Genomic DNA, 23,538 nt, shown 5'->3' with positions numbered 1-23,538 from the left:
CGGCCTAGACGCTGTAATTCACGCGGCGCTCGACGAAGCGGAACTGCGCGAAGGTCAGAAGTAGCGCAAGGGCCATCAGCACGACGGATTGCGCGGCGGAGGAGCCTAGGTCAAGCGTGACGAAGCCGTCTTGATAGACCTTGTAGACCAGGATGGAGGTCGCGCCGGCCGGGCCGCCACGGGTCGTGGCATCGACGATGGCAAAGGTCTCAAACAGCCCGTAGACAAAGTTGATCACGATCAGAAAAAACAGCGTCGGCGTGATCATCGGCAGCGAGATGCGCAGGAAGCGCTGGACTGGCCCCGCGCCATCGAGATAGGCGGATTCGAGGATCGACTGCGGCACCGAGAGCAGAGCCGCGACGAGGAAGATGTAGTTGTAGCAGATGTGCTTCCACGAGGCCGCCATGACGATCAGGGAGAGCGCATGCCAGGAATTGCGGTTGGGGTCCCAGTCCAGCCCGAGCCCCTGCAGCATGTGCGCGACGGGGCCGACGCGGGGATTGAACAGGAAGGCCAGCATGATGCCGGCGATCGCCGGGGCAATGGCGTAGGGCAGCAGCAGCACGGTCCGGTAGGCGCCGCGCCCGCGCAGGATGTGGTTCGAGGCGAAGGCGAGCAGCAGCGCTATCGACAGCGTCAGCACGTTCTGGGCGATGGTGAAGATCAGCGTGACCTGCGCCGAGGACCAGTAGACGCTGCTGCGGAACAGCCGCTCGAAATTCTGGAAGCCGACCCATTGCGTTGTGGCGCCGAAAGGGTCGGTGAGCTGGAAGGCCTGGATCAGAGCCCTGATCGACGGGATGAAGAAGAACAGCAGTAGAATGAAGAGCTGCGGCGCCAGCAGCCAGAATGGCAAGCGCCATTCCTGGAAATGCGCACGCTTCAGCCCGCTTTCGGACTGTGCATCGCCGGCGCTCTTGAGGAAAAGGCGCCTGAGAGGCTGGCGGAGGCGCAAACCGCCACCGCCGGCCGCCACGGGGAGAGCAGCCGTGTTATTTCTTGCCGGCATTGAGCTGCTCGTAACGGCGCAGCGACTCGTTGCCGCGAGCCACAGCGTCGTCAAGTGCCTGCTGCACCGGCTTCTTGCCGAGGAAGGCGGCCGAGACCTCTTCCATGATCGCGACGTTGATCTGGTTGCTGTTGCCAATACGGAAGCCGAGCGAATTGTCGCTAGGCGTGCCGCGCATCAGCTGCACCACGGCGATCTCGCGCGTCGGGTTCTTCTGGTAGTAGCCTTGCGCCTTGGCCGCTTCATACGCCGCGGTCGTGACCGGCACATAGCCCGTCGCCTGATGCCACCAGACCTGAGTGTCGGTCTTCGCGAGGAAATCGTAGAAGGCGGCGACCGCCTTGTACTTCTCCGGCGTATGCCCCTTCAGTGTCCAGAGCGCGGCGCCGCCGATGACGCTGTTCTTCGGGGTGACCCCCTGCTCATAGGGCAGCTCGGCCGCGCTCCAGTCGAACTTCGCGGCGGCGACGACGGCGGCGTGCGAAGCGGTGGAGGCGATGATCGTCGAGCATTCGCCGGAGGTGAAGAGCTGGATCGGAATGATGCCCTGGCCGGCGAGCTGCATCACACCGGAAGATACCAGCCGCTTCATGCGCTCGACCTGGCCGACGAGCTTACCCTTGTTGAAGACGTAGCTGGTGTCGAGGCCATCCATGCCGTTGCGCTTGGTCGCATAAGGTATGTCGTTCACCGCGCTATAGTTCTCGAGGAAGCTCCACTCATAGTCGCCGGGCAGCACCATCGCGCATTTCGAGACACCCTTGGCCTTGATCGCGTCGAGCTGCGGCTCGAGTTCCTGCCAGGTCGCGCCGGGCTTGTCGAAGCCGGCGGCTTTGAAGTGGTCGCGGTTGTAGAACAGGATCGGCGTGGAGGAGTTGAACGGCATCGCCTGGAGCTTGCCGTCGATCGCGTAGTAGCTGACGACCGGGGCGATGAACTGCGAGGCGTCGATCGGATGGCCCTGCTGTGCCATTAGCTCGCTCGTCGGAACGATTGCGCCGGAATTGACCATCGTCAGGAAGGAGCGCTCGTTCGACTGCACGATCTCAGGCTGGCGCTTGGCGCGATAGGCCGCGATTGTGCCGTTCAGCACCTCGTCATAGGTGCCCTTGCCGATCGCCTTGACGACATATTCCGTCTGGGAGTCGTTGAACTTCTTGACCAGCTCCTCGACGCGCTCGCCGAGCGCACCGCTCATCGCGTGCCAGAACTCGATTTCCGTCGCCGCCTGCGCGGAGGAGAGCCCCGCCAACAGCATTGCGCCCGCACCCGCCAACACACCGTAGAAACGTCGCATGTAAAGCCTCCCTTGTGAGATTATGCGAGCATATGCTCGTTATTGAAGCACATGCTCGCACAATGGCTTTCTATGTCAACCGTTGATGACGCACGGATGACGCTCCGCCGTGTTGGCTTGCGAGCAGAGGGCGACGGGCAAGGTTGGTGAGCGGGTCAGTCCGCGAGAAGAGCGCGGGCGGTGTCCTCGTCGGTGACGAGGCCGTTGACGATTCTCCCGCTCAGCGCGGCGCGCAGCGGCGCGACCTTGGCCGGGCCTTGGCCGATGCAGATGCGTAACCGAGCACTGCCGGGCTCCGGCGGCATGCTGGTCACGCGCAGGTTGGTCCCGCGCTCAAGGAATCGGCCTTCGGCATCGAAGACCCAGCCGGTCACCTCGCCGACGGCGCCGTGGCGGACCATGTCGAGCAGCTCGCCGCGCGTCATGAAGCCGTCCCGATATAGCACCGCATCCTCGCCGATCTGGCTAATGCCCATCACCCAGAGGTCGGCCTCGCTCGCGATGGTGCGAATGCGCCTGATCGACTCGATCTCGATGAGCTGAGCGCGCTCTTCGGGGCTCGACACATAGAGAGGCAGCGGCATCGGAAAATACTGCGCCCGGGTGATTTCGGCGAGCTTGACCAGCGTATCGAAGGGGCTGGCCGAGCCATCGGGCGAGATGGTCCCGACCAGCGAGACGAGCCGGTGCAGCGGGCAGGACATCGGCGGAACGCGCTCGATGCTGGCCCGCATCGACCGGCCGGTGCCCAATGCCATGACCAGCGACTTGCGCGAACGCAACCAACGCTCGATCAGCACGCCGCCGAGTGCAGCGAGGCCGGCTGCACTCGTCTCCGCCGAGCCGTCGGAGGGGGCGACGTCACAATGCAGCAGCTCGAAGCGATCGCGCAGCCGCGCTGCGAGTTCCATGCAGGCGCTGATCGGGTGGTTCATGCGGAAGCTGATCAGCCCCTCGCTGCGGCAGAGCGAGACGAGGCGCTGCGCAGCCGGGCGCGATATTTTCAGGATCTGCGCAATGTCATCCTGCGTTCGGCCGGCGATATAGTAGAGCCAGCCGGCCCGGGCGGCGTCTTCGAGACGGGCGCTGTCGTTGTCGGCCATGGGAAAATCAGCCGTCCACGGGCATCGGTGCCAGTTCCCGCCAGGATTCGAGCACCTTGTCGGCTCCGGCGTCAAGAAGCGCCTGTCTCTGGTCCAGGACTGCGAAATGGCTGCCGGCGGCCAAGCCGTAGGCCGTCATTCGAGCCGCCTTCGCAGCCGTCACGCCGCTGACGCTATCCTCGATCACGAGGCAGCGCTCCGGCGCCACGCCCCGCTCCCTGGCGGCCAGCAGGAACAGGTCCGGCGCCGGCTTGCCGCGCTGTACGCGCGTCGTGCTGAAGATCCGCCCCTCGAACAGATCCCATAGCTCGGCCTTCCGGAGGCAGGTCTCGATGCGCTCCTCGTCGCTGGACGACGCCACGCAATAGTCGCTCGCGAAGGCCTCGACAACGCTGCGCACCCCTTCGACCGGCTGGAGCTCGCGAGCGAATGCGGCAAACAGGCGGGCCCGCCAGTCCTCCATGAAGTCGCCTGAAGCCGGGCGGCCGGTCATTCTCTCGTAATCCTCGACGACTACACTGGACGGGCGCCCGAGATAGCGACGCATGACGGTCTGCAGATCGTAGCTCGGATCGAGAGGTGAGAGAATATCGACCAGGGTTCGGCAGCTGATGACTTCGCTGTCGACGAGTACGCCGTCGCAATCGAGAATGACGAGGTCGAAGGGCGATCTTTGGACGGGCATGGGACAGCAACAATCTTGAGCGGATGCTCGCATGAAGAGCATCTACCCGATTTCCTGTCAAATCCAAAAAGGCCGGGCCCTTCAACTCCTGAAGATGCTTGCCCTGAGTTACGCATTCGGAGGCTGGAGGATTAGGTATCTTCAGACGAAACCAGTGTCCATGTACGTGGACAATAACGGCGACTGGAGGCTATACCGAACCAATGGACCAGCTTGCTGCCATCCGGGTCTTCATGCGAACGGTCGAGGCCGGCTCCATCACGCGGGCGGCCGCGGACCTGGCGATGCCGAAATCAACGGCCAGCAAGCTGCTCGGTCAGCTCGAGGCTCATCTCGGGACCAAGCCTCTCCTCCGTTCGACGCGTTCACTGTCCCTGACACCCGAAGGCGAGGAGTACTACGGCCACGTCAGTCGCTTGATGGCGAACCTGCATGACGTCGATGCCCACTTCCAGCAACGGGGATGAGGCTTGAGCGGCCGGGTCAGGGTCGACGTGCATTCCTCCATGGCCAACATGCTTTTGATCCCGGCCTTGGATCGATTTCGGACGCGCTACCCCAACATCCAACTGGTGATCGGCATCACCGACAAACCCGTCGTCCTGATCGAGGAGGCGGTGGATTGCATCGTGAACTCGGGAGACTTGCAGATTCCTCGCTGATCGCCAGGACGATCTACGAGGATAAGCTGATCACCTGTGCGAGTCCTGCCTACCTTGAACGCCACCCTGCGCCGGTCGCGCCTTCTCAGCTTCTCCAGGGCCACCAACTCGTCGGGTACTTTTCCGCCCTGAGGGGAGAGCAGAGGCCGATGGTCTTCAAGAAGGACGGCAACGTGGTCGAAATCGATGTCCCCAATGTCCTGGCGAACGATAGTACTGGCTACGTCAACATGCTCCGCAACGGTTTAGGGATTGGCCAAACCTATCTATCGCCGGTGAAGGACCTTGTGGCATCAGGGCGCTCGTGAGGGTGCTCGACGACTGGACCAACAGCTCGGAGCCGATCTCCGTTATGTACCCCTCGAAGAGGCTGGACGCGCGTGCGCGTGCTTTCATCAACTGGGTGACCGAATACCTGGCCGATCGATCCGCTCCGTAGACGCCACGGCACGCCCTGAATGGAACCGCGAGGTGAGCGGCATCTCCCGCCATTCCGGCGTGCGCCTGTTCACTCGATGTTCTGCGGCGGGTCATCCAAGGAAATTACAGATCTTCCAAGGAAGTCTGCTGTTCCTTTGTCGAGCCGACATTCAGTCTGCTTCGCAAATGTGCCATGAGTGGCCCTTCGGCAAGGGCACTGCCCTTATCCAGACGGGGACTTGAGCGATCGGGTGTCTCGTTCAGCCTTACGACGTAGGTGATCCAATCCACAAATGATTGGTTTGGCTCGAACGTTCACGTCTCGGATACTCAATGGACCGTCGGCACTTGAGTGCCGAAGCGGACATATGGTCTTACATCTCAGGAGTGCCAGGAACCGCCCTTCCCGTTTCCCGTTCGGGCGCTCATGCCGGGCCGGGTCTTCTGGTCCCCTTTCCCTGCATTGACTGAGGAGAGGTGATGCCGCGTATCAGTGCTTTAATGTGGTCTCGGACTGCCATCCGCACCTGTTGCCTTGAACGAAGGTCATTATTCCCGTCCGCAGCTGTAAGGGCTTTGCGGTCAGCGTGATGGAACAGGTAAAACCCATTGATACCAGCTCCGGAACGCGCAGCCCTCGCGTCGAAACCTGGTGGGCGAACGTCGTCAGGGCGAAGCGATCCGGCGAAGGTCCATCGCTCCGTTGTGAGAAACCTCGGCACTGGTAATTCGGAAGGTACGGCACAGAACAGCTCTGGCCCTATGCAGCTTTGGAAGAAATTGTACGTGTGAGTGTCCTGCTCTTGCCATCCTAAGGCGCGTTTATCGTTCACCTTAACACACGAGGAAGAGGCTCGTGCCGAACAGAGCAATCATGTGGCCTGAACTCCAAGAAAGAGCCCCAAGGGGAGGCTATCCCGATGGAGCTAAAGTAGCGGGCAAAAACGGAACTCGAACTTTCCCGCTCCAAAGAGTGTCCGGGATTCAAGCGCAGAGCCTTAACCTATGCGAAGCGTAGCCGCCTTCTGCCGTTCACTTTTTTGTGTGACCGAAGCTCCTGCACTGCTTTGGGAAAGGTCGAGAGGTTGTGGGACCGGCGTCGACGTTGGCGAGGAAGCAGCAATGACCATTATTTCCTCCCGATATAAAGAAACCGGACTGCTTTGCGTAACAGGCTGAGGCAACAGAAATCTTTATCCGGCTCTATCCCGGATGGGGTTTCCGCGTTCCAGGAATTGTCTGGACCTGCTTCGACGGGGCCAAGCCAGCTGCTGATGCAGCAATCCCCATGTGCTCAAGACCGATCGGAGAGGCCGGGAGTGGCGTCATCCTCGGCCGGCCTGCTCTCATGAAAAAGCTCCCTCGCCGGCAAGAGAGTGAAGCCGGGAGGGAGCAGGGATCCAGAGGGAGATCGACTGGAGGAACACGCGAAGCCTACGTTGCTTCATTAGAGCTCCCACTAACCAGAGTTAAACGGGACAGGAGATTTACAGTACTCCCAAGCCAGAATTGACTGATAAAAAAGCTCCCTCGCTGACGAGAACCAACGAGGGAGCTTTTGCAATCCAGAAGCCTATGCCTTCTCGAGGATCGATGCCGAAAAGGGTCTAGTTAGGACCTATCCGCGCTGTCGAGGATGCGACCTCTGTAGGCTATCGGCCTTCAACCAGGTTGAACGTGACGGGAGTTTTTGGCAGGATCGTTGCAAAGCTGTCACCATTATTAGCCAGCCTATTGAGTGGCTCCGATTACCAATTCTTCGGAATAGGTGGCTCGGCGTTTCATAGACTCGTACGGATGCCTCACATTGGAAGCATCGGCTGAACGAGTTCGCAAAAAGTAACATGGATCAAGGACAGGCGTTCACCTGTCTGGAAGAGTGACAGTATCATCAGCAATGGCCAGGGTGCCGGGAGTGGGAACTACAGAAAAGCTCCCAACTGCGGAATAGAGAACGTCATGTTGCCAGCAGCTTCTCGATCCGATTTCAATCCGCTCGTCCGCAAGCTGGAGAGCATCCTCAGCCTGACCGATGACGAGCGGCAGGCGCTGCTTGACCTGCCGATGCAGATGGCTCTCATCAAGGAGGGGCAGGACATCGTGCGCGAAGGCGACCGCCCCTCCCGGTCGTTCGCCGTCCTAAGCGGCTTCACTTGCACCTACAAGATGACCGGGGACGGCAGGCGCCAGATCGTGAAGTTCTGCATCGCAGGTGACACGCCGGATATCCAGAGCCTGCACCTGACGGTGCTCGATTTCAGCATCACGACCCTGACCCCATGCAGTATTGGCTTCATCACCCATGAGGCGCTATGGAATCTCTGCATGCGCCACCCCAGGCTCACGGCAGCGTTCTGGCGCGAGACGCTGGTCGAGGGAGCCATCTTTCGCGAATGGGTGCTCAATGTCGGTCGGCGCGAGGCCTACCCGCGCATGGCGCATCTCCTGTGTGAGATGCTGGTGCGTCTGAGGGTGGTGGGCCTGGCTGACGATCGTGGCTGTGGTCTGCCGATCACCCAGGTTGAGTTTGCCGATGCGCTGGGCGTCTCGACGGTCCATGTCAACCGGGTTCTCCAGGAGATGCGCGCCGACGGCCTTATCGAGCTGAAGGGCGACCGGCTGAATATTCCTGACTGGGAAAGGTTAAGGCAGGCAGGTGATTTCGACCCGCTCTACCTTCATCTGAGGAATGAACAGGCCGTCGCATGACCTTTACGCTTCAGACGGTGCGCGTTGCCAATGTCCTCAATGAGGAGGGCATGCTGGTCTTTGATAAGGAGCAGCAGCTTCTGGCGGTGCTGACCCAGCTCGGCGACCAGTATGGTGACCTATCCGGATATTGGTATCTCGAGGCGGGGTTCGGGCGCGCGGAAACACGCGATCCGCCGAGAGTCGGTGATCTGGACGCCGCTCAAAGGTGGATCCGTCAGCGGCTCGCAGGGGAGCACTAGGCAGCCTTATCGGAAACTCGCAGCCGATATCAGCTTTACGCACCAAGATGTCACGCCAATCGGCACAATAATGCGTGTGCCATTAACATTTGTGCAGGACGCGAAGATCAACTTTCGGTTTAAAGGCCATTTCATCCCTGACCTTCCCTTGCCCCTAAGGTCCGGTTCCTAGAGCGCCCCCTCAAAAATGGCGCTCTTTTTTTGCCCGAAGCCTCGCGCCTTGGCATCAGGCCAATGCCGGAACGAACATGACAATGCCGTACGAACGTGAGAAGCTTCGCAAGATAAAGGCGATCGAGGCTCACTTGGCCAGACGGGCGCGAGCAAGCAACATCGTCATGGGTATCATGGCTGCCTTAGGTGCTGTGTGTCTCTCTCTGGTGCTGGCTTTGCTCTTCGGACTTTTAGAGTTCCCGGAGCCCCAGTGACAGTTATCTTACGTGCGCAGCCGACCGTAAGGTGATCCGAAAGGCTTGGCGCAGCCTATGGGCGAAGCGCTGGGAGCGGCGTATATGACTTGGATTCATGGTGTGAGTGATTAGGATAGCGCTGTAGGAATCCTCCGCACCGCGGACTGGAGTGCCGCGAAGCAGCGCGCATCGAGCGCCGCTCCCACGTCCCCGGCCATGATGGCCTGCACGGTTACTAGGGGCAGTGCCGCCCGATACGGACGTTCGGCCGTGAGCGCATCGAACACGTCGGCCGTCGAGATGATGCGCGTTTCCAGCGCGATCTGGTCGCCGGCTAGTCCGTTTGGGTACCCCTTGCCATCCAGGCGCTCATGATGTGCCCCCACGATGCGGGCAAGGTCCCTGAAGGCCCCGATACGCGCCAGGATTGCCTCGCTCAGGGCGGCGTGCTCGCGCATGGCAGTCCACTCAGCCTCGTCGAGCTTGCCGGGCTTGTCGAGGATCTGGTTCGAAACGCCGAGCTTGCCAATGTCGTGGAGTAGCGCAGCGCGCTTAAGCCAGCGGCGGTGATCTCCCTTCAGCCCGAGCTCGCGTGCGATAAGGTCAGTGTAGGTCGCCACGCGCTCGCTGTGGCCATGCGTATAAGGGCTCTTTGCATCGATGACCTGCGCGAAGGCAACTGCGATGTCATCGAGGTAGTCCTCATCGACCATCGCGACGTGTTGGGCCGGGGCAAGCAGGAAGAGCGCTGATTCCAGATTTCCGGCCTTGAGAGTTGTCCAGAAGCTCGGATGCGAGGACACCCGTTCGAATGCAGAGACGAGGTCAGGATCGAACCACGTTTCCGAGCGGCTGTGGATCTCCTGCTGCGCAGCCTCGGCCCCGGCGCTGGTGTGGAACACATCGACGATCTGGGATAGGAGCGCGATGCGGGCGAATGGCGAGATATTCAAGCCTCTCAGACCCAGAGGCCTCCCACGGCCGTCCCAGTGCTCATCCAAGTCCTGGATGCCGCGCGCGACCTCGTCGGAAAAGCGCATCCGACGCGCGATCTGCGCCCCGCGCTGACAACGGGTCTCGATGAGGTCGCGCGCAATCTCGCCGCCGTTCTGCACAATCCGCATGATTGCCCGGAAACGGTCGGCCAGACCGGATTGGAGGCCGGTGTGGCCCAGAATGAATCGCAGGGCCTGGGGGGCACTGTCCCCGATCTTCTTGAAGTCGCGCTTGAAGCTCAGGTCGTCGGCAATATAGAGCTGACAGATGCGGGCTGCATTGCTGGAGCAGCCGAGATCCTTCAGAAGCAGCACATAGAAGAGGGATGCGAGATCCGTCTCGGATAGGCCTACCTCGCGGCCGATCTGGATGCCGATCCAACAGCAGCGCACGCAGTGTCCGGCGGGCTGGCCTTCCGTCATGTCGAGCGCGTAGCTGAGAGCCTCGAGGAGTTCGGCCAGCCGGATGCCCGGCGATCGAATTCCGGCGAGGCGCGCTTGGGAGGACGCCACGGAGCCGTGACCATACGAGGCATCCCGGCGGTCGCACACGGGGGTCATGTCCGATGTCATCCTGTGATCCTGCACCGGCAGGTGCTAAGCTCTACTTAAAGGTCCTCTTCCGGCCCGGGCCAAGCACCATTGCCGCCGCGCAGCACTCAGGATCAGAATGTCCAAGATTGCGCTATAACCATCGCCGACCATTGGGCTCGCCTGCAACGGCGAACGCTACTGCCAAGGGGATGTTGGCTCGGACGTTTCAGGCCACGCTATCGCCCTGCGAGCATTGTGGGATGCTTGGCTGGGACAGAGGCCACCACATTAGTTCACCCGCCAGCTCATCATATTGTCCGGCTCACCGGTGGCATAGCCCTGTTCCGCCCTTGCCCCGTGAGGTCGACACGAGCTGTGCTCGGATTGCCGGATCACGCGCCACCATTTTTCTTGGGCGGGACCCAGTCCGGCCACGTCCGGCGCATGTTGATCTCGGCGGTGCCCGACCAGCCGAAGCCTTCGCGTCCGACGCCGTAGCGCGTAGCCTTGCCGGGCGTCGACGAAGACGAGGTGGTGCGAGGCCGGATTGACGACCACGGTGCCGGGATCCTCCTGCCCGAGATATTCACCTCTTGGCGCAGATAGACCAAGTCCACCTGGGAGTAATCGAACGCCTTCACTGGAACCGGCTCGCCAGGATAGCTTGCGTACACGACCGAATAGTTCGGCTTGCTGAGGGTACGGCCGCTGAGGCGTCGGCGTGAGCCAGTACCGTCGAGCAATCCGCCGAAGATCGGCCCGCCTGAGGAGGATCCCGAGCAACCGGCAAGTGAGATGGAAGTGGCAGCAAGGCCAAGAGACAGCAACGAGCGGCGGGAGATCGTGGACATGAACGCACTCCAAGGAACACGAGAGCGGATTGGACTACTGCTCAGTGAAGAAGGTCAGGACCACCTCGCCCTCGTCGCTGAGAAGACAGACGAAGCGATTGGGCTTGTCGGTTTTGTCGCGCTGGAGATAGGCGTCGCCCATCACCACCATCTTGATCGGCGTGTCGCCGACCTTGGTGTTGGCCTTCGAGACGGCGAGCGATTCCATGTCGAATGTGATCTGGTCGAGGGAGGGCGAGCGCTTCTTGATTGTGGCGAGACCCGACAAGCGACACGCCTCGACCTCGCCCGGCACTTGAGCGAAAGCAGATGAAGACATGACGAAAGACGTCGCAAACACTGCGAAAGTTAGCCGCATAATAGCACCTCGATTGGAGAAGGGAGCCGGTTGTCGTCGCACCCGGCATGTCAAACAAAGCCCGGGGTGGTCCTGACAGTTCCTGCCGTCCGGGTGGATCTGACCCGCATCAAGCCCATTCCGTAAAACACGGTTAGCGCGTGGTTAACGGCCTTCCTTATGCCTGCAGACCTGGCAGGAGTGCCGAGAATGATCGAACAAATTGGCGGCCGACCGGTTAGGGCAATGACGTCTCCACCGATGAGGTTTGACCATGACCGCCTATCCCAAACCGCCCTTCGAGAGCCAATCCCAGCCGGTTCCAGGCTCCACCGAGGCGATGCGGCCGAGGCCCGATCATGGCGAGGACAGCTACAAGGGCTCAGGCCGACTGAAGAACAAGAAGGTCCTGCTGAACGGCGGCGATTCCGGCATCGGACGTGCCGTGGCGATCGCCTTCGCGCGGGAGGGTGCGGACCTTCTCGTATCTTACCTGAACGAGGACGAGGACGTGGCCGAAACCAAGCGGCTCGTCGGAGGCGGGCCGGCAATGCCTGCTCGTTCCAGGTGACATTTCGAAGGCTGGCCAATGCCGCAATCTGGTGCAGCAAGCCGTTGGTGCGTTTGGTCGGATCGATGTACTCGTGAACAACGCTGCGCACCAGATGAGCTTCGAGGCGATAGAGGATATCTCAGACGAAGAGTGGGACCTGACCTTCGCCACCAATATCTCGGCGATGTTCTACATTACCAAGGCAGCCGTGCCGCACATGAACCCAGGCAGCGCGATCATCAACACAGCCTCCGTGAACGCGGACACCCCAAGCCCACAGCTGTTGGCCTATGCCACCACAAAGGGGGCGATCCAGAACTTCACTGCAGGCCTTTCGCAACTCCTTGCCGAAAAAGGCATTCGAGCGAATTGCGTCGCTCCGGGTCCGGTCTGGACGCCGTTGATTCCGTCGACGATGCCGAAGGAGAAGGTCGAGCATTTCGGCGAGCAGGTGCCGATGAAGCGCCCGGCCCAGCCGGCCGAGCTGGCTCCGGTCTACGTCATGCTGGCCTCCGACGAGGCCAGCTATGTCTCGGGTGCGACCATCGCAGTCACCGGCGGTAAGCCGATCTTGTAAGAGCAACCGGGTTGCCCTACTCCACTGGGAGCCACCAAGCGAAAAGCCCGTCGGAGCGCGATCTGGCGGTCTCCCCTTGAGGGCAAGAGGTTCGGTCAACGATGTTCCTGCAGGCCCACGAGAACTCTCCGCGGAAACGGCCGAGTTTGTAAGACATAGAATCCATAACTCCGCAACGCTATGCCAGATAAGGAGTAGCAGCAGCGACCCATCGGGATCCTAGGAGCCCTCGTCGCCTCGGTATGACTGCGCCATATGCCATGACGAAGCTCTGCTCCGGCATATAAGGCAATCAACCCTAATGACCTCATTCTTCTCGCCCTACAGCCATGAGTTCGTCCGCATCGCAGCCTGCGTGCCGCGCATCGAGGTCGCCTGCCCGGCCTTCAACGCTGAGCGGACCCTGGAGCTATTGCGCCAGGGGCATGAAGATCGGATCGCCCTCATGGTTTTCCCCGAGCTTGGCCTGTCGGCCTACGCCATCGACGATCTGCTGCACCAGGACGCTTTGCTGGATGCCGTCGAAGCGGCGATTGCCCGGCTTGCTGAGGACAGTACAGACCTCTTCCCGGCTTTTTGCGTCGGTGCTCCCGTGCGGGCCGCAGGGCGGCTCTATAACGCGGCCGTCGTCATCCATGCCGGCCGCGTCCTCGGTGTCGTTCCGAAAGCCTTCCTGCCAAACTACAGGGAGTTCTATGAGCGCCGCCATTTCGCCCCAGGTGCGCAGCTGCGAGGGCTTGCGATGCAGCTTGCGGGTTCGACCGTTCCGTTTGGCATCGACCTCCAGTTCCGGTCCGCCGGCACATGCCCCTTCACCTTCCATGTCGAGATCTGCGAGGACATGTGGGTGCCTCAGCCGCCGAGCACTGCCGCGGCTCTCGCCGGCGCTGAGATCATCCTCAACCTGTCCGCCAGCAACATCACGATCGGGAAGGCTGAAGACCGGCGACTTCTTTGCGCGTCGCAATCGATGCGGTGTGTATCTGCCTACGCCTACTCGGCAGCCGGCCCCGGCGAGTCGACGACCGATCTCGCGTGGGACGGACATGGTGGGATCTTCGAGGATGGCTTGCGCCTCGCTGAAACAGAACGCTTCCCGCCGGGCTCGACCATGGCCGTAGCAGACGTCGATTTGGGCCGCCTGCGCCAGGAGCGCCGTCGGCGGGTCACATTTGGCGATTGCGGGCAGGCTGAAGGCATAACGGAGACCAACTTCCGGGTTATTCCCCTGACGATTGATACGCCCAAGGATGAACTTGCGTTGCGCCGACCGCTCGAGCGGTTTCCTTACGTGCCATCTGATCCCACTAAGCTCGCGGAGAACTGCTACGAAGCCTACAACATTCAGGTCCAGGGCCTCGTCAAGCGCCTTCAGGCGACTGGCACCGACAAGGTCGTGATCGGCATCTCTGGTGGCCTCGACTCAACCCAGGCGCTGCTCGTCTGCAGCCGCGCTATGGACTTGGCCGGGCTGCCGCACGCCAACATCCTGGCCTACACCCTGCCCGGCTTTGCCACGAGCGAGGGTACCAAGGGCAATGCATGGGCGCTCATGCGGGCGCTGGGGGTGACTGCCTCGGAGATCGACATCCGTCCCGCCGCACGTCAGATGCTGGCCGATCTCGGCCATCCCTTTGCTGAGGGCCGGCCGGTCTATGATGTGACCTTCGAGAACGTGCAGGCTGGACTACGGACCGATTACCTGTTTCGCCTCGCGAACCACAACCGCGCCCTTGTCGTCGGGACAGGCGACCTTTCCGAACTGGGACTGGGATGGTGCACCTACGGCGTCGGGGACCAGATGTCCCACTACAACGTCAACTCCTCGGTCTCGAAAACCCTGATCCAACATCTCATCCGCTTCGTAGCCGCTTCAGGCGACGTCGATCAGGCGACGGCCGACATCCTCCACGCGATTCTCGCGACCGAGATCTCACCGGAACTCGTGCCGCAGGAGACAGCCGGAGCGATCCAGTCCACGGAGGCAATGATCGGCCCCTACCCACTCCAGGACTTCAACCTGTTCTATCTCTCCCGGTACGGGTTCCGGCCGTCGAGGATCGCCTATTTATCCTGGTGCGCTTGGAGCGATGCCGCGGCAGGGACTTGGCCATCGCACATTCCTGCCCATGAGCAGCGGGCGTATCAGCTCGGAGAGATCAAGCACTGGCTGCGGTTGTTCTTACGGCGCTTCTTCACGAACCAATTCAAACGGACCGCGATGCCGAACGGGCCGAAGATCTCGTCGGGCGGATCCCTCTCGCCACGGGGCGACTGGCGCGCGCCGTCTGATGCCAGCCCAGCAGTTTGGCTTGAGGAACTCGAGCGGAACGTGCCAGATCAAAGCGACGATTGAGGATTTGATGATGCTACACTGATACCTCCTCACCATAAAGGGCAAGGACTCCTCGTTCCTTGGAACCACGTGCCTCACACCCGAGACGGCACTCTGCAACGCAGCGTTCGCATCCCCTCCAAGTCGTGGATGGCCGATATTGTCGTTGCTGCCCTTTTGCGACCGGACTCCGGTGGCTTCTGCACAATTCGGAATATTGGCTACCCGCCAATCCATATCGAAAATGACTATCTCGCTATTGGACCTTCACAAGAGGTGGAACTTGGCTCACACGCATGTCGTTTGTGTGAGCCATGACGCCCCTGAGCCCCGCCACGCTTCACCTGTGCATCGACATGCAACGCCTCTTCTCGTCCGAGGGCCCTTGGCCGACTCCGTGGATGGAGCGTGTTCTGCCGGTCGTGGCCGAGATCGCGGAGCGGGCGCCGGAGCGTACCGTTTTCACGCGCTTCATCCCGCCCTACAGGCCAGAGGACATGCCGGGCACGTGGCGCGGCTATTACGAGCGCTGGCGTCAGGCGACCCGCGAGCATCTCGATCCCGGTCTTCTGGAACTGATGCCGCCGTTGCAGCCTTTCGTGCCGCCTGCCGTCATTCTGGACAAGCCGGTGTATTCGGCCTTCGCGGGCCACAAGCTGCGCGATCTCGTCAGCGAGCGCGGCGTCGATACGCTGCTGATCACCGGTTCGGAGACGGATATGTGCGTGCTCGCCACGGTGCTCGGCGCCGTCGATCTGGGGCTGCGCGTCATGATCGTCACGGACGGTGTCTGCAGCTCCTCGGACGAGGGCCACGATTCCCTTCTGACGCTTTACTCGAAGCGCTTCCGCCACCAGATCGAGACAGTCGAGAGTGACAGCGTGCTTGAGCAATGGATGCCGCGAGAACTTGCAACATCGCCAGTAATGATGTGATCCTGATCAGCTATGGCGATCGCTACCGCACTGCTGAGCGGATCTCCCCGGTTTGATGTCGAGGCGATGGTGAACGCCGTGATCAGCCGCTCTACCAGCAGCACCCTGGGCCACAAGGCAACGGGTCGCACTGGTCCGCCGTGGCGGTCGTCCGGCGACGGGTTCTAAGGCTGAGGACGGATGCCTCTCAAGGCTGTCCTCAATCCTCATCGTGCCGGCCCGACAATTGGACACGAAGTCACTGCGCAGCCTGGAACATGCTCCGCTCTTCCCCGTTGGGGACAGTTGCCTCAATCAACGGAGATTCCCGATGTTCTTGCGTGTCGACAAGTTGCAGATCGAACTGCCGGCGCCGAAGCGCCAGGATCCGAACGCTGCCGCTGCCCTACAGGAACTCCTGGGCGGCAAGTACGGTGAGATGTCGACTCTTGGGAACTACATGTTCCAGAGCTTCAATTTCCGCAGCAAGAGCAAGCTGCGGCCCTTCTACAGCCTCGTCGCCGCCATCACCGCCGAGGAGCTTGGCCATGTGGAATTGGTTAGCAACGGCGTCGCCATGCTGAACAACGGGCCGGACAATGACGGCGATGAACAGGACGGCGGCGACATCTCTGGCGCGCCGTTCGAGGACATGAAGGACATCCGGCTGGCGGCAGCCTTTCTGTCGGGCGGCGGAGGCGCAATGCCCGTGAACAGCAACGGCCAGTCGTGGAACAACGACTTCATCACCACAACCGGCAACGTCGTGCTCGATCTCCTGCACAACTTCCATCTCGAATGCGGCGCCAGGCTGCACAAGCTGCGGGTCTACGAGACTCTGACCGATCCGACCGGGCGTGAGGTCTGCGGCTACCTGCTGGTGCGCGGCTCGGTGCACGCCCATGCCTATGCTCTAGCGCTGAAGAAGATCACGGGCGTCGAGATCGAGAAGATGCTGCCGACGCCGAATATCCCGTTGGGCAACATCCCCGAATGCCAGAAATACCTCGATGAAGGCTCCCACCGGCGCCTCTATACGTTCAGCCCCGACGATTACAATGAGATGGCAGGCATCTGGGGCAACGGCGAGGTGGCCCTGCCCGACGATCCTCCGGGCGAGCTGACGGTGGTCGATGGGATGCCGGAAGGCGGCAAGATCCACCAGCTCACGGGCGTTCCCTCGGCCTTCACCCCGGATTATGCCCCGGAGGAAATGTTCGAGATCGCCACCAAGCTCTACAAAGCCTCGCGATAGGCCAATCATAGTTCGGCGTTTTGACAAGTCTACTGAGGCCCGGCGCGAAGGCTGGTGACGAGTACGTACCAGCCTTCCGGTCGCCGTCCATTATCATTCAGCCGTCTACTGGCGAGAGCTTGGCTCACTCCATCATGTCGCGCTGCAACGGCACAATCGGCGCTCAACTTGAATGAGAGCCTCTGGACGTTGCAGCTCAGAATTACCGAGTCGAACCGCGTGCATGGAGCGCGATTGATGAGGTTACGGCCCCGAACCTAAGTGTATCCCGATGCTGCCTCGCACTTGTCCACCTTGAGCATGGGAACCTAGGCGCGGGCGATGTCGTTTGACGCAGCACCGCACGCTTTATCCACTTTCCAGCCGAACTTGGGAGAATCCTTAATGGCCGCGAAACCCAAGACACTCGACGATCTCTTCCTTCACACGCTGAAGGATATCTACTACGCCGAGAAGCAGATCCTGAAGGCCCTGCCGAAGATGGCCCGGGGCGCGGAATCGGACGAACTCAAGGCCGCCTTCGAGACCCACCGCGAGCAGACGCAGGGGCAGATCGAACGCCTTGAGTAGATCTTCGAGCTTCTCGGCAAACCGGCGCGCGGCGTGACCCGCGAGGCGATCAAGGGGATCATCGACGAGGGTACTGAGATCATGGAGGATTTCGCCGACAGTCCCGCGCTCGATGCCGGAATCCTGTCCGCGGCGCAAGCGGTCGAGCATTATGAGATCACTCGCTACGACACGCTCAAGACTTGGGCCGAGGAACTCGGACTGCCGGACGCAGTGACCCTGCTTGATCAAAACCTTCAAGAGGAGAAGGAAACGGATGAACTCCTGACCCGGCTCGCCAAGGCCAGGGTGAACAGGCAGGCGGCGTAGACGGCAGCTTGTCCTCTAAATCCTCAAGAAAGATCTACAAAACACAAGACAGAGGCGTTCCAAATCACCGAACAGATGGGAACTATTATGCCCGACCACCGGCGGTGAGCCCGCTAAACCCATCTCAATGGGGTTTGAGCGCCACGAAAAGACGAGGTGGTTCTCACTCGCACTGGACCCAGTTTGAGACGCGCAAACTCCTAAACGTTTTGAATTGGCCGTATCCCCCTGCATTCCATTCCCGCTGCTCAGCAGGGCCTCATAGCCGCCTTAGGTTCTATGCAGCGCGCAACGCAACTAACGCAATGAATAAAGGTAAGCTGCCACATGCCGAGCCTCGGCATGCGAGATTCCGGTCGCGGGCATTGCGGTCTTGGGGTCGATGGATCGGGGGTCCTCGATCCATCGGACAAGGATGTCCGGCGAGTTGGCAGCCACCCCGCCGATGTAAAGGCGGGCAGCGAAGCCATCGAGGGTTGGCCCCACCTTCCCCTGGGCGCCTGAAGCGCCTGGAATGGTATGGCACCCAGCACAGCCATATTGCCGGATCAGACGACGTCCGAGGTCTGGGTCGCCTCCCGTCAGCGCGATGGCGCGGAAGCGAGCGTCCCGCGTGATCTTGATCTGGTATCCTGCGTAGACACCAGTTCCCATTAGAAGCACCATAACAAGGCCGATTTGAACAGCGCGCTGCCGTAGCCGCAACGGTGCCGGTAGTTGCATGCCGGCAAGATGGGTGTCCGCATTAAAATCTGGGTGTGATCTCGTCCTGGTTCGGCTCGAACGTGGAGCCTTGCCGAAGCCAAGTAATGCGCCGATCACTCCGGTGAACACGATCACGGCAAGGGGAGACCACTCCCTAGCGCGGGGCATAGGCATGGCGCCTTCCTCCGGAACGGGCGATCCACAACCCGGCCAGGATCAGGGCGGCCACTGCATAGACGAGGCCGGCCGGGATCCACATGAACAGGCCGGCGAGCTGCTGGTCCTCGAGAGGGGTGAGCCCCCATTCCGCCGCCCTCGAAGTCTGGACCGGATAAACGGTGTTGCGAATGAGCGAAAGCAGGATGCCCAAAAAGCCGGTATGGAGGGATGTGATGAAGAGATAGAACACGGCCACGCCGTAGCCGCGCTCTCCTTCAGGCCCTTGCAGAAGGGCGCGCCAGAAGAGCAGTGCCGTGACGAAGAAACTGAGATGCTGCACCCAATGGATCCAGAAATTGGCTAAGGCCGCTTCGTAGAGGGCCGGGGCATGCCACAGCCAAACGGCCGCTCCATGGAGCAAGGTGGCAACGAGCGGGTTGGTGAGCCATGGCCATGCACACGTGACGACCTTCGTCTGCCCGACCCCGCCGATGCTACGGCGCCACCCTGCCGGCAAGGCCCAAAGCATCGCCACGGGACTGCCGATGACGAGGAGCGGCGCGGCGACGGCCATGAGAATCTCATGCTCGATCATATGCGCGAAGAACAGGCGCTCGCCGAGCCAGTGAAGCGGGGCAACCAGGGCGAAGACGAGCAGCAGCCAACCAAGAGCAAAGCATGCCGCCTGCCAGACACGTACGCCCCGCCCGATCCCGGCCCGATGCCACAGGCGCCCAGTCCCGACGAGGTAAAGCCCACCGGACAATGCAAGCGGAAGAGTGACCTGCGGATCCCATGTCCAAGTCGTGCCTCCTGCAAGCCAGTGCACGTGGCCTGAATGGGCCTGTGCCTTGTTGGCGACGAGGAGCATGAAGAGGAAAATGCCAGTTCTCATCGTTCGCACCCGTGGAAGACGAGGCCGGCGGCGCTGTGGATCAGGATGACGACGGTAAAGAGGGCCGCGATTGCCATGCCCATCAGGGCGAGGAATCGATGCGGCCTCCCCGCTCCCGTCGAATCGGGCAGCGGAGTGGGTGCGGCGGTCACGTAGCCCCGCCAGGAGAGGAAGCCTCCAAAGAGGCTGATCAGCGCCATGACCAGCGCAAAGACAGGAATGAGCGGGACCTGATGGGCACATACCCATGGAACGGCGGCGTAGTTGAACTGCGTGCTGAGGATCCACGCCCCGGGGCCGACGTAGATGCCGGCTGATGGAAGACCGCGTGAAAGCCATCCGGTCATAGGCTCACCACCATCTCGGGAACCAATAGATGATCAGGTAGATCGGCACCCACGAGGCGATGACGAAGTACCAGTAGAAGGCGTTGTCCCCGACGTCTGAAAAGCGCTTGCCGTGTCCGTGGCGCGTAAACATCAGCACCGTGAGCACGATCGTGTCGCCCAGATCCGTCACGAGGTGCAGGGTATGCAGGCCGAGCAGGACCCACAGGATCGATCCGTAGGCATTCTGATCCCAGCGCACGTGGAGACCAGTGAACTCCATAACACGAATTCCGAGAAGCACGAGACCGACGAGGCTCATGATGACCAGGTCACGGCGGGACCGGACGAGATCCTCGCGTTCGCCATTTCTCTTGGCCAGGGAGTTCGGCCAGGCACTGGCAAGCATGACGATCGTAAAGAGGCCTGACCAAAAGAGATCCGGCGGTGGAGCGCTGAGCGGCCAGTTTCCATTGATGAAGACGAGGTAGAAATAGGCGCCGATGGCGAGGGCGAAACCCATGCCTTCGGCTGCAGCGAAGCCGACCGTTCCCCACCAGATCGGGCTGCGATGACCATAGGCGTAAGCAGGCATCGACCTGGCGTTGAGAACGACACGGTGGGGCGGCAACGCCCCTTCCCTTCGAGGCTGGACGGAGTCGATCGTCATTTCTCGTCCTCCGTGCTGGGCTTCGGCCAGAACCAGCCAATCAGCGCGAGGGCCAGCGGCGGGGTGCCCCATACGAACGCCCACGGCGTGAACATCGAACCGATGAAGAGGATCGTAGTGGCGATGGCTGTCAGGAACGGCCAGATCGAAGGTTCAGGCGTGGTCTCCCGCAGATCCGCGCGGCCGGCCGTGACGGTGGAGACGATCTGCTCCCGGTTCTCCACGCTCAGCCCGGCGACAACCGGAAGTGTGTCACGATGGGCCCAGAGCGGCTCGCGGTTCGTGACCACGGGAATGCGGTCGAAATTCTGCGGCATCGGCGGCGAGGCGGCAGCCCATTCCAGCGTGCCGGCATTCCAGGGATTGGGGCCGGCCAGGGCTCCCCGGCGCGCGCTCGCGACGATGTTGTGGAGGAAGAGGAGGAAACTTCCGAAAAACAGAACCGCGCCAATTGTCGAAATCATGTTGAGATTGGCCCAACCCATTTCCGGCATATAGGTGTAGACTCGTCGCGGCATGCCCATGAGCCCGGTGATATGCATGGGAAAGAAGGCCACGTTGAAGCCGATGAAGGCGAGCCCGAAATGCCATTTGCCGAGGCGCTCGCTCATCATCCGCCCGGTGAATTTCGGGAACCAGTAATAGATCGCGCCGATCAACGGAAAGACGTTGCCGCCGATAAGCACATAGTGAAAGTGGGCGACCACGAAGAAGGTGTCGTGCACCTGGGTATCGAGCGGCACGGATGCCAGCATGATGCCGGACAGCCCACCGGCCACGAAGATGAAGAAGAAGCCGATGACGAACAGAAGCGGCGCGCGGAAAACGGGCCGCCCGTCCCAAAGCGTCGCAATCCAGCAGAAGATCTGAATGCCGTTCGGGATGGCGATAAGCATGCTCGATGCGGTAAAGAAGCTCGCGCCGAGCTGCGGCAGGCCCGTGGTGAACATGTGGTGCACCCAGAGGCCGAATGAAAGAAATCCTGTCGCGATGAGGGACAGAACGAGCGGGATGTAGCCGAAGACTTGGCGGCGCGCGAAGGTGACGACGATAGCCGATACCCAGCCTGTTGCCGGAAGAAAGATGATGTAGACCTCTGGATGACCGAAGAACCAGAACAGGTGCTGATAAAGAAGCGCATCCCCACCCTCCGCCGGATTAAAGATGTGGGTGCCGATGAGCCGATCCATAAGCAGGAAAGCGGATGCCGTGACCACAGCCGGTAGAGCAAAGATGATCACGAAGGAATTGACCAGTTCGGCCCACACGAAAAGCGGGATCCTATCCAAGGTCATGCCGGGTGCCCGTAGCTTGAACGCGGTCACGACAGTTGAGATCGCTATCGCGATGCCAGACACCTCCGTGAAGGTGATCATCTGCGCCCAGACATCCGCTCGCTTCCCGGGCGAGAATTCCGGCCCCGAGAGAGGCACATAGGCGAACCAGCCGACATCCGGTCCGATATTCCGCATGAAGGCGACCCAGATCATGAGGCCGCCGAACAGATAGACATAATAGGAGAAGGCGTTCAATCTTGGGAAGCCGATGTTGCGTGTGCCGACCATGAGCGGCACCAGATAGACTGCGAAAGCCTCACCGATAGGGACGCCGAAGAGGAACATCATCGTCACACCGTGCATGGTGAAGAGCTGGTTGTAGAGATCCGGCCCGACGAGATTGTTCTCCGGCTGTGCCAGCTGCAGGCGCATGACGACAGCGGACAGGCCTCCAAGGAACAGGAAGATGATGGCAGTGACAATGAAGCGGCGTCCGATGACCTTGTGATCGACGGTGGACAGCGCGCCGATCAAGCCTTTTTCCGTGCCCCATGTCTTGGCGAGCCGCGCCGTAAGCTCAGGTCCGTCCACCTGGTCGTCACGCAACTCCTGCGGGTCCGGTGGGCGATCCGCCTCGCTCGTTATGCCAGGGGCGCCGCCGCGCTCACCCGTGGCCAGGCGCGTGACTTCGGGGACCGCGTCGCGCTCATGAGCGGTGATCGCCTGTGTCACTTCAGCCCCTCCAGATAGCTCGCGAGGGGCTGCACCTCGTCGGGCTCGAGCTGGATCGTCGGCATGTTCACGCCCGGCTTGACGCCGTGTGGATCGACGATCCAGGCGGCAATGTTGCCCCGCGTCGTCGTCAGGGTCCCGGCACCGATGGTGCGACGGCTTCCGACATGGGTCAAATCCGGCGCGACCTTGCCGCCCGCATCCGTGCCGCGGACCTGATGGCACATGATGCAGGGCCTCGAGAGAAAGATTTCCATGCCGCGCTGCCGCTCGGGATCGTTGGGCGCGATGGCCGACGAAACCTGATGGTCGCGCCAGCGCTCGAAATCCTCCCTTGTGTCGGCGATGACGACAATGCCCATATGAGCATGCTGGAGGCCGCAGAATTCGGCGCATTGCCCACGATAGAGGCCGGGCCGGTCCGCCTGGATCTGGATCTGGTTCTGACGGCCGGGAATGGCGTCCATCTTTCCCGTCAGGTTGGGGATCCAGAAGGAGTGGATCACGTCGGAGGCTTCGAGCTTGATCAGCACGGGCTCGCCGACGGGGATGTGGATCTCGTTCGCGGTGGTGAAGACACGGCTCGGCTGCTCGTCCTCATAGGTGACTTCCCACCACCATTGCTGCCCGGTGACCAGCAGGGTCAGCGCACCGTCCTTGTGGGAATACAGCACCTTCTGGGCCGCGTAGCTCAGGCCCGTGAAGGTAATGACGGTGACAAGCGTCAGGCCGATGGCGACGGAGATCGTCATCGTCATACGCTTCTCGGTCCCGGGATCCGTCACGAGCGGGTCCGCATCGACCGGGCGTCGCCGGCGCAGCGCCAGGAGGAGCGCTGCCATGGTCAGGAACCAGACCGTTCCTAGCACGGCGACGAAGATCCAGAACATGTTGGCGAGCGTGTGTGCCGCCGGTCCGTGCGCATCGAGAGCCGATTGCCAACCCTGGCACCCTGCGAGAGCCAGGGTCACGATGAGAAGAAGGGGCACGAGCCGTTTCATGAC

19 protein-coding genes and 3 pseudogenes are annotated in these 23,538 nt (G+C 61.3%); 9 read left to right on the top strand and 13 right to left on the bottom strand.

All coding sequences use genetic code 11. The annotated features are described in order from the left end of the window. Nucleotides 1–4: 4 nt before the first annotated feature. The 4 genes from JKL46_RS23070 to JKL46_RS23055 form a co-directional block, all read right to left on the bottom strand. Nucleotides 5–1,012: an ABC transporter permease subunit gene (locus JKL46_RS23070; RefSeq protein ID WP_201837770.1), complete on the bottom strand. Its 1,008-nt coding sequence runs from the start codon at nucleotides 1,010–1,012 to the stop codon at nucleotides 5–7. Continuing rightward, a complete protein-coding gene (locus tag JKL46_RS23065) occupies nucleotides 996–2,309 on the bottom strand; it encodes an extracellular solute-binding protein (RefSeq protein ID WP_201837768.1) in 1,314 nt (437 codons plus the stop codon). Before JKL46_RS23065 ends, JKL46_RS23070 begins: the two co-directional genes overlap by 17 nt. Nucleotides 2,310–2,464: 155 nt before the next feature. Continuing rightward, entirely contained in the window at nucleotides 2,465–3,412 is a 948-nt protein-coding gene (locus JKL46_RS23060) for a sugar-binding transcriptional regulator (protein ID WP_201837767.1), read from the bottom strand. 7 nt (nucleotides 3,413–3,419) lie between these two features. After that, entirely contained in the window at nucleotides 3,420–4,097 is a 678-nt protein-coding gene (locus JKL46_RS23055; RefSeq protein ID WP_201837765.1) for an HAD family hydrolase, read from the bottom strand. A 203-nt stretch (nucleotides 4,098–4,300) separates the two neighbouring features. Here JKL46_RS23055 and JKL46_RS23050 point away from each other — a divergent pair, with 203 nt between their 5' ends. From JKL46_RS23050 to JKL46_RS23030, 4 genes and pseudogenes are all read left to right on the top strand, one after another. Next, nucleotides 4,301–4,564: a helix-turn-helix domain-containing protein gene (locus tag JKL46_RS23050; protein WP_201837763.1), complete on the top strand. Its 264-nt coding sequence runs from the start codon at nucleotides 4,301–4,303 to the stop codon at nucleotides 4,562–4,564. A gap of 39 nt (nucleotides 4,565–4,603) precedes the next feature. Next, nucleotides 4,604–5,067: pseudogene (locus tag JKL46_RS23040) on the top strand (LysR substrate-binding domain-containing protein). A gap of 2,071 nt (nucleotides 5,068–7,138) precedes the next feature. Beyond that, nucleotides 7,139–7,888 carry a Crp/Fnr family transcriptional regulator gene (locus tag JKL46_RS23035; RefSeq protein ID WP_201837757.1) on the top strand — a complete coding sequence of 250 codons (750 nt, stop codon included), beginning with the start codon at nucleotides 7,139–7,141 and terminating at the stop codon, nucleotides 7,886–7,888. Next, nucleotides 7,885–8,130, top strand: coding sequence for a hypothetical protein (locus tag JKL46_RS23030; RefSeq protein WP_201837755.1), 246 nt, complete (start codon nucleotides 7,885–7,887; stop codon nucleotides 8,128–8,130). Before JKL46_RS23035 ends, JKL46_RS23030 begins: the two co-directional genes overlap by 4 nt. Before the next feature lie 538 nt (nucleotides 8,131–8,668). On the opposite strand, the gene JKL46_RS23025 is transcribed toward JKL46_RS23030, so the two are convergent. The 3 genes from JKL46_RS23025 to JKL46_RS23015 form a co-directional block, all read right to left on the bottom strand. Continuing rightward, nucleotides 8,669–9,958, bottom strand: a complete 1,290-nt coding sequence (locus JKL46_RS23025) for an HD-GYP domain-containing protein (RefSeq protein WP_246529477.1) — start codon at nucleotides 9,956–9,958, stop codon at nucleotides 8,669–8,671. Nucleotides 9,959–10,461: 503 nt separating this feature from the next. Further along, nucleotides 10,462–10,920, bottom strand: a complete 459-nt coding sequence (locus JKL46_RS23020) for a hypothetical protein (protein WP_201837753.1) — start codon at nucleotides 10,918–10,920, stop codon at nucleotides 10,462–10,464. Nucleotides 10,921–10,954: 34 nt separating this feature from the next. Continuing rightward, nucleotides 10,955–11,239, bottom strand: a complete 285-nt coding sequence (locus JKL46_RS23015; protein WP_246529473.1) for a hypothetical protein — start codon at nucleotides 11,237–11,239, stop codon at nucleotides 10,955–10,957. A 292-nt stretch (nucleotides 11,240–11,531) separates the two neighbouring features. Here JKL46_RS23015 and JKL46_RS23010 point away from each other — a divergent pair. From JKL46_RS23010 to JKL46_RS22990, 5 genes and pseudogenes are all read left to right on the top strand, one after another. Then, nucleotides 11,532–12,387: pseudogene (locus tag JKL46_RS23010) on the top strand (SDR family oxidoreductase). A gap of 301 nt (nucleotides 12,388–12,688) precedes the next feature. After that, nucleotides 12,689–14,743: an NAD(+) synthase gene (locus JKL46_RS23005; protein ID WP_201837749.1), complete on the top strand. Its 2,055-nt coding sequence runs from the start codon at nucleotides 12,689–12,691 to the stop codon at nucleotides 14,741–14,743. 293 nt (nucleotides 14,744–15,036) lie between these two features. After that, nucleotides 15,037–15,657 (top strand): cysteine hydrolase family protein, encoded by a 621-nt coding sequence (locus JKL46_RS23000; protein ID WP_201837747.1) that lies wholly within the window; start codon nucleotides 15,037–15,039, stop codon nucleotides 15,655–15,657. 310 nt (nucleotides 15,658–15,967) lie between these two features. Next, nucleotides 15,968–16,891, top strand: coding sequence for a manganese catalase family protein (locus JKL46_RS22995; RefSeq protein WP_201837745.1), 924 nt, complete (start codon nucleotides 15,968–15,970; stop codon nucleotides 16,889–16,891). 384 nt (nucleotides 16,892–17,275) lie between these two features. Next, nucleotides 17,276–17,770: pseudogene (locus JKL46_RS22990) on the top strand (YciE/YciF ferroxidase family protein). A gap of 297 nt (nucleotides 17,771–18,067) precedes the next feature. Here the strand turns inward: JKL46_RS22990 and JKL46_RS36615 are convergent. The 6 genes from JKL46_RS36615 to coxB form a co-directional block, all read right to left on the bottom strand. Further along, on the bottom strand, nucleotides 18,068–18,610 hold the full coding sequence (locus JKL46_RS36615) for a c-type cytochrome (RefSeq protein WP_343074101.1): 543 nt from the start codon (nucleotides 18,608–18,610) through the stop codon (nucleotides 18,068–18,070). 19 nt (nucleotides 18,611–18,629) lie between these two features. Further along, complete coding sequence (locus JKL46_RS22980; RefSeq protein WP_246529472.1) at nucleotides 18,630–19,529, bottom strand: cytochrome c oxidase assembly protein; 900 nt, start codon at nucleotides 19,527–19,529, stop codon at nucleotides 18,630–18,632. Then, the gene (locus JKL46_RS22975; RefSeq protein ID WP_201837743.1) at nucleotides 19,526–19,876 is read right to left on the bottom strand and encodes a hypothetical protein; all 351 of its coding nucleotides are present in this window, start codon (nucleotides 19,874–19,876) and stop codon (nucleotides 19,526–19,528) included. Before JKL46_RS22975 ends, JKL46_RS22980 begins: the two co-directional genes overlap by 4 nt. A gap of 4 nt (nucleotides 19,877–19,880) precedes the next feature. Continuing rightward, nucleotides 19,881–20,525: a cytochrome c oxidase subunit 3 gene (locus tag JKL46_RS22970; RefSeq protein WP_201837741.1), complete on the bottom strand. Its 645-nt coding sequence runs from the start codon at nucleotides 20,523–20,525 to the stop codon at nucleotides 19,881–19,883. Continuing rightward, the gene (gene ctaD / locus JKL46_RS22965) at nucleotides 20,522–22,447 is read right to left on the bottom strand and encodes a cytochrome c oxidase subunit I (protein WP_425493293.1); all 1,926 of its coding nucleotides are present in this window, start codon (nucleotides 22,445–22,447) and stop codon (nucleotides 20,522–20,524) included. Before ctaD ends, JKL46_RS22970 begins: the two co-directional genes overlap by 4 nt. A gap of 83 nt (nucleotides 22,448–22,530) precedes the next feature. Next, nucleotides 22,531–23,535 (bottom strand): cytochrome c oxidase subunit II, encoded by a 1,005-nt coding sequence (gene coxB / locus JKL46_RS22960; RefSeq protein WP_201837739.1) that lies wholly within the window; start codon nucleotides 23,533–23,535, stop codon nucleotides 22,531–22,533. Nucleotides 23,536–23,538 lie beyond the last annotated feature (3 nt).

The organism is Microvirga zambiensis WSM3693, from assembly GCF_016735695.1.
Taxonomy (GTDB): domain Bacteria; phylum Pseudomonadota; class Alphaproteobacteria; order Rhizobiales; family Beijerinckiaceae; genus Microvirga; species Microvirga zambiensis.
The sequence above is the reverse complement of the archived record's forward strand: the minus strand, read 5'-3'. Positions and strand labels throughout refer to the sequence as shown.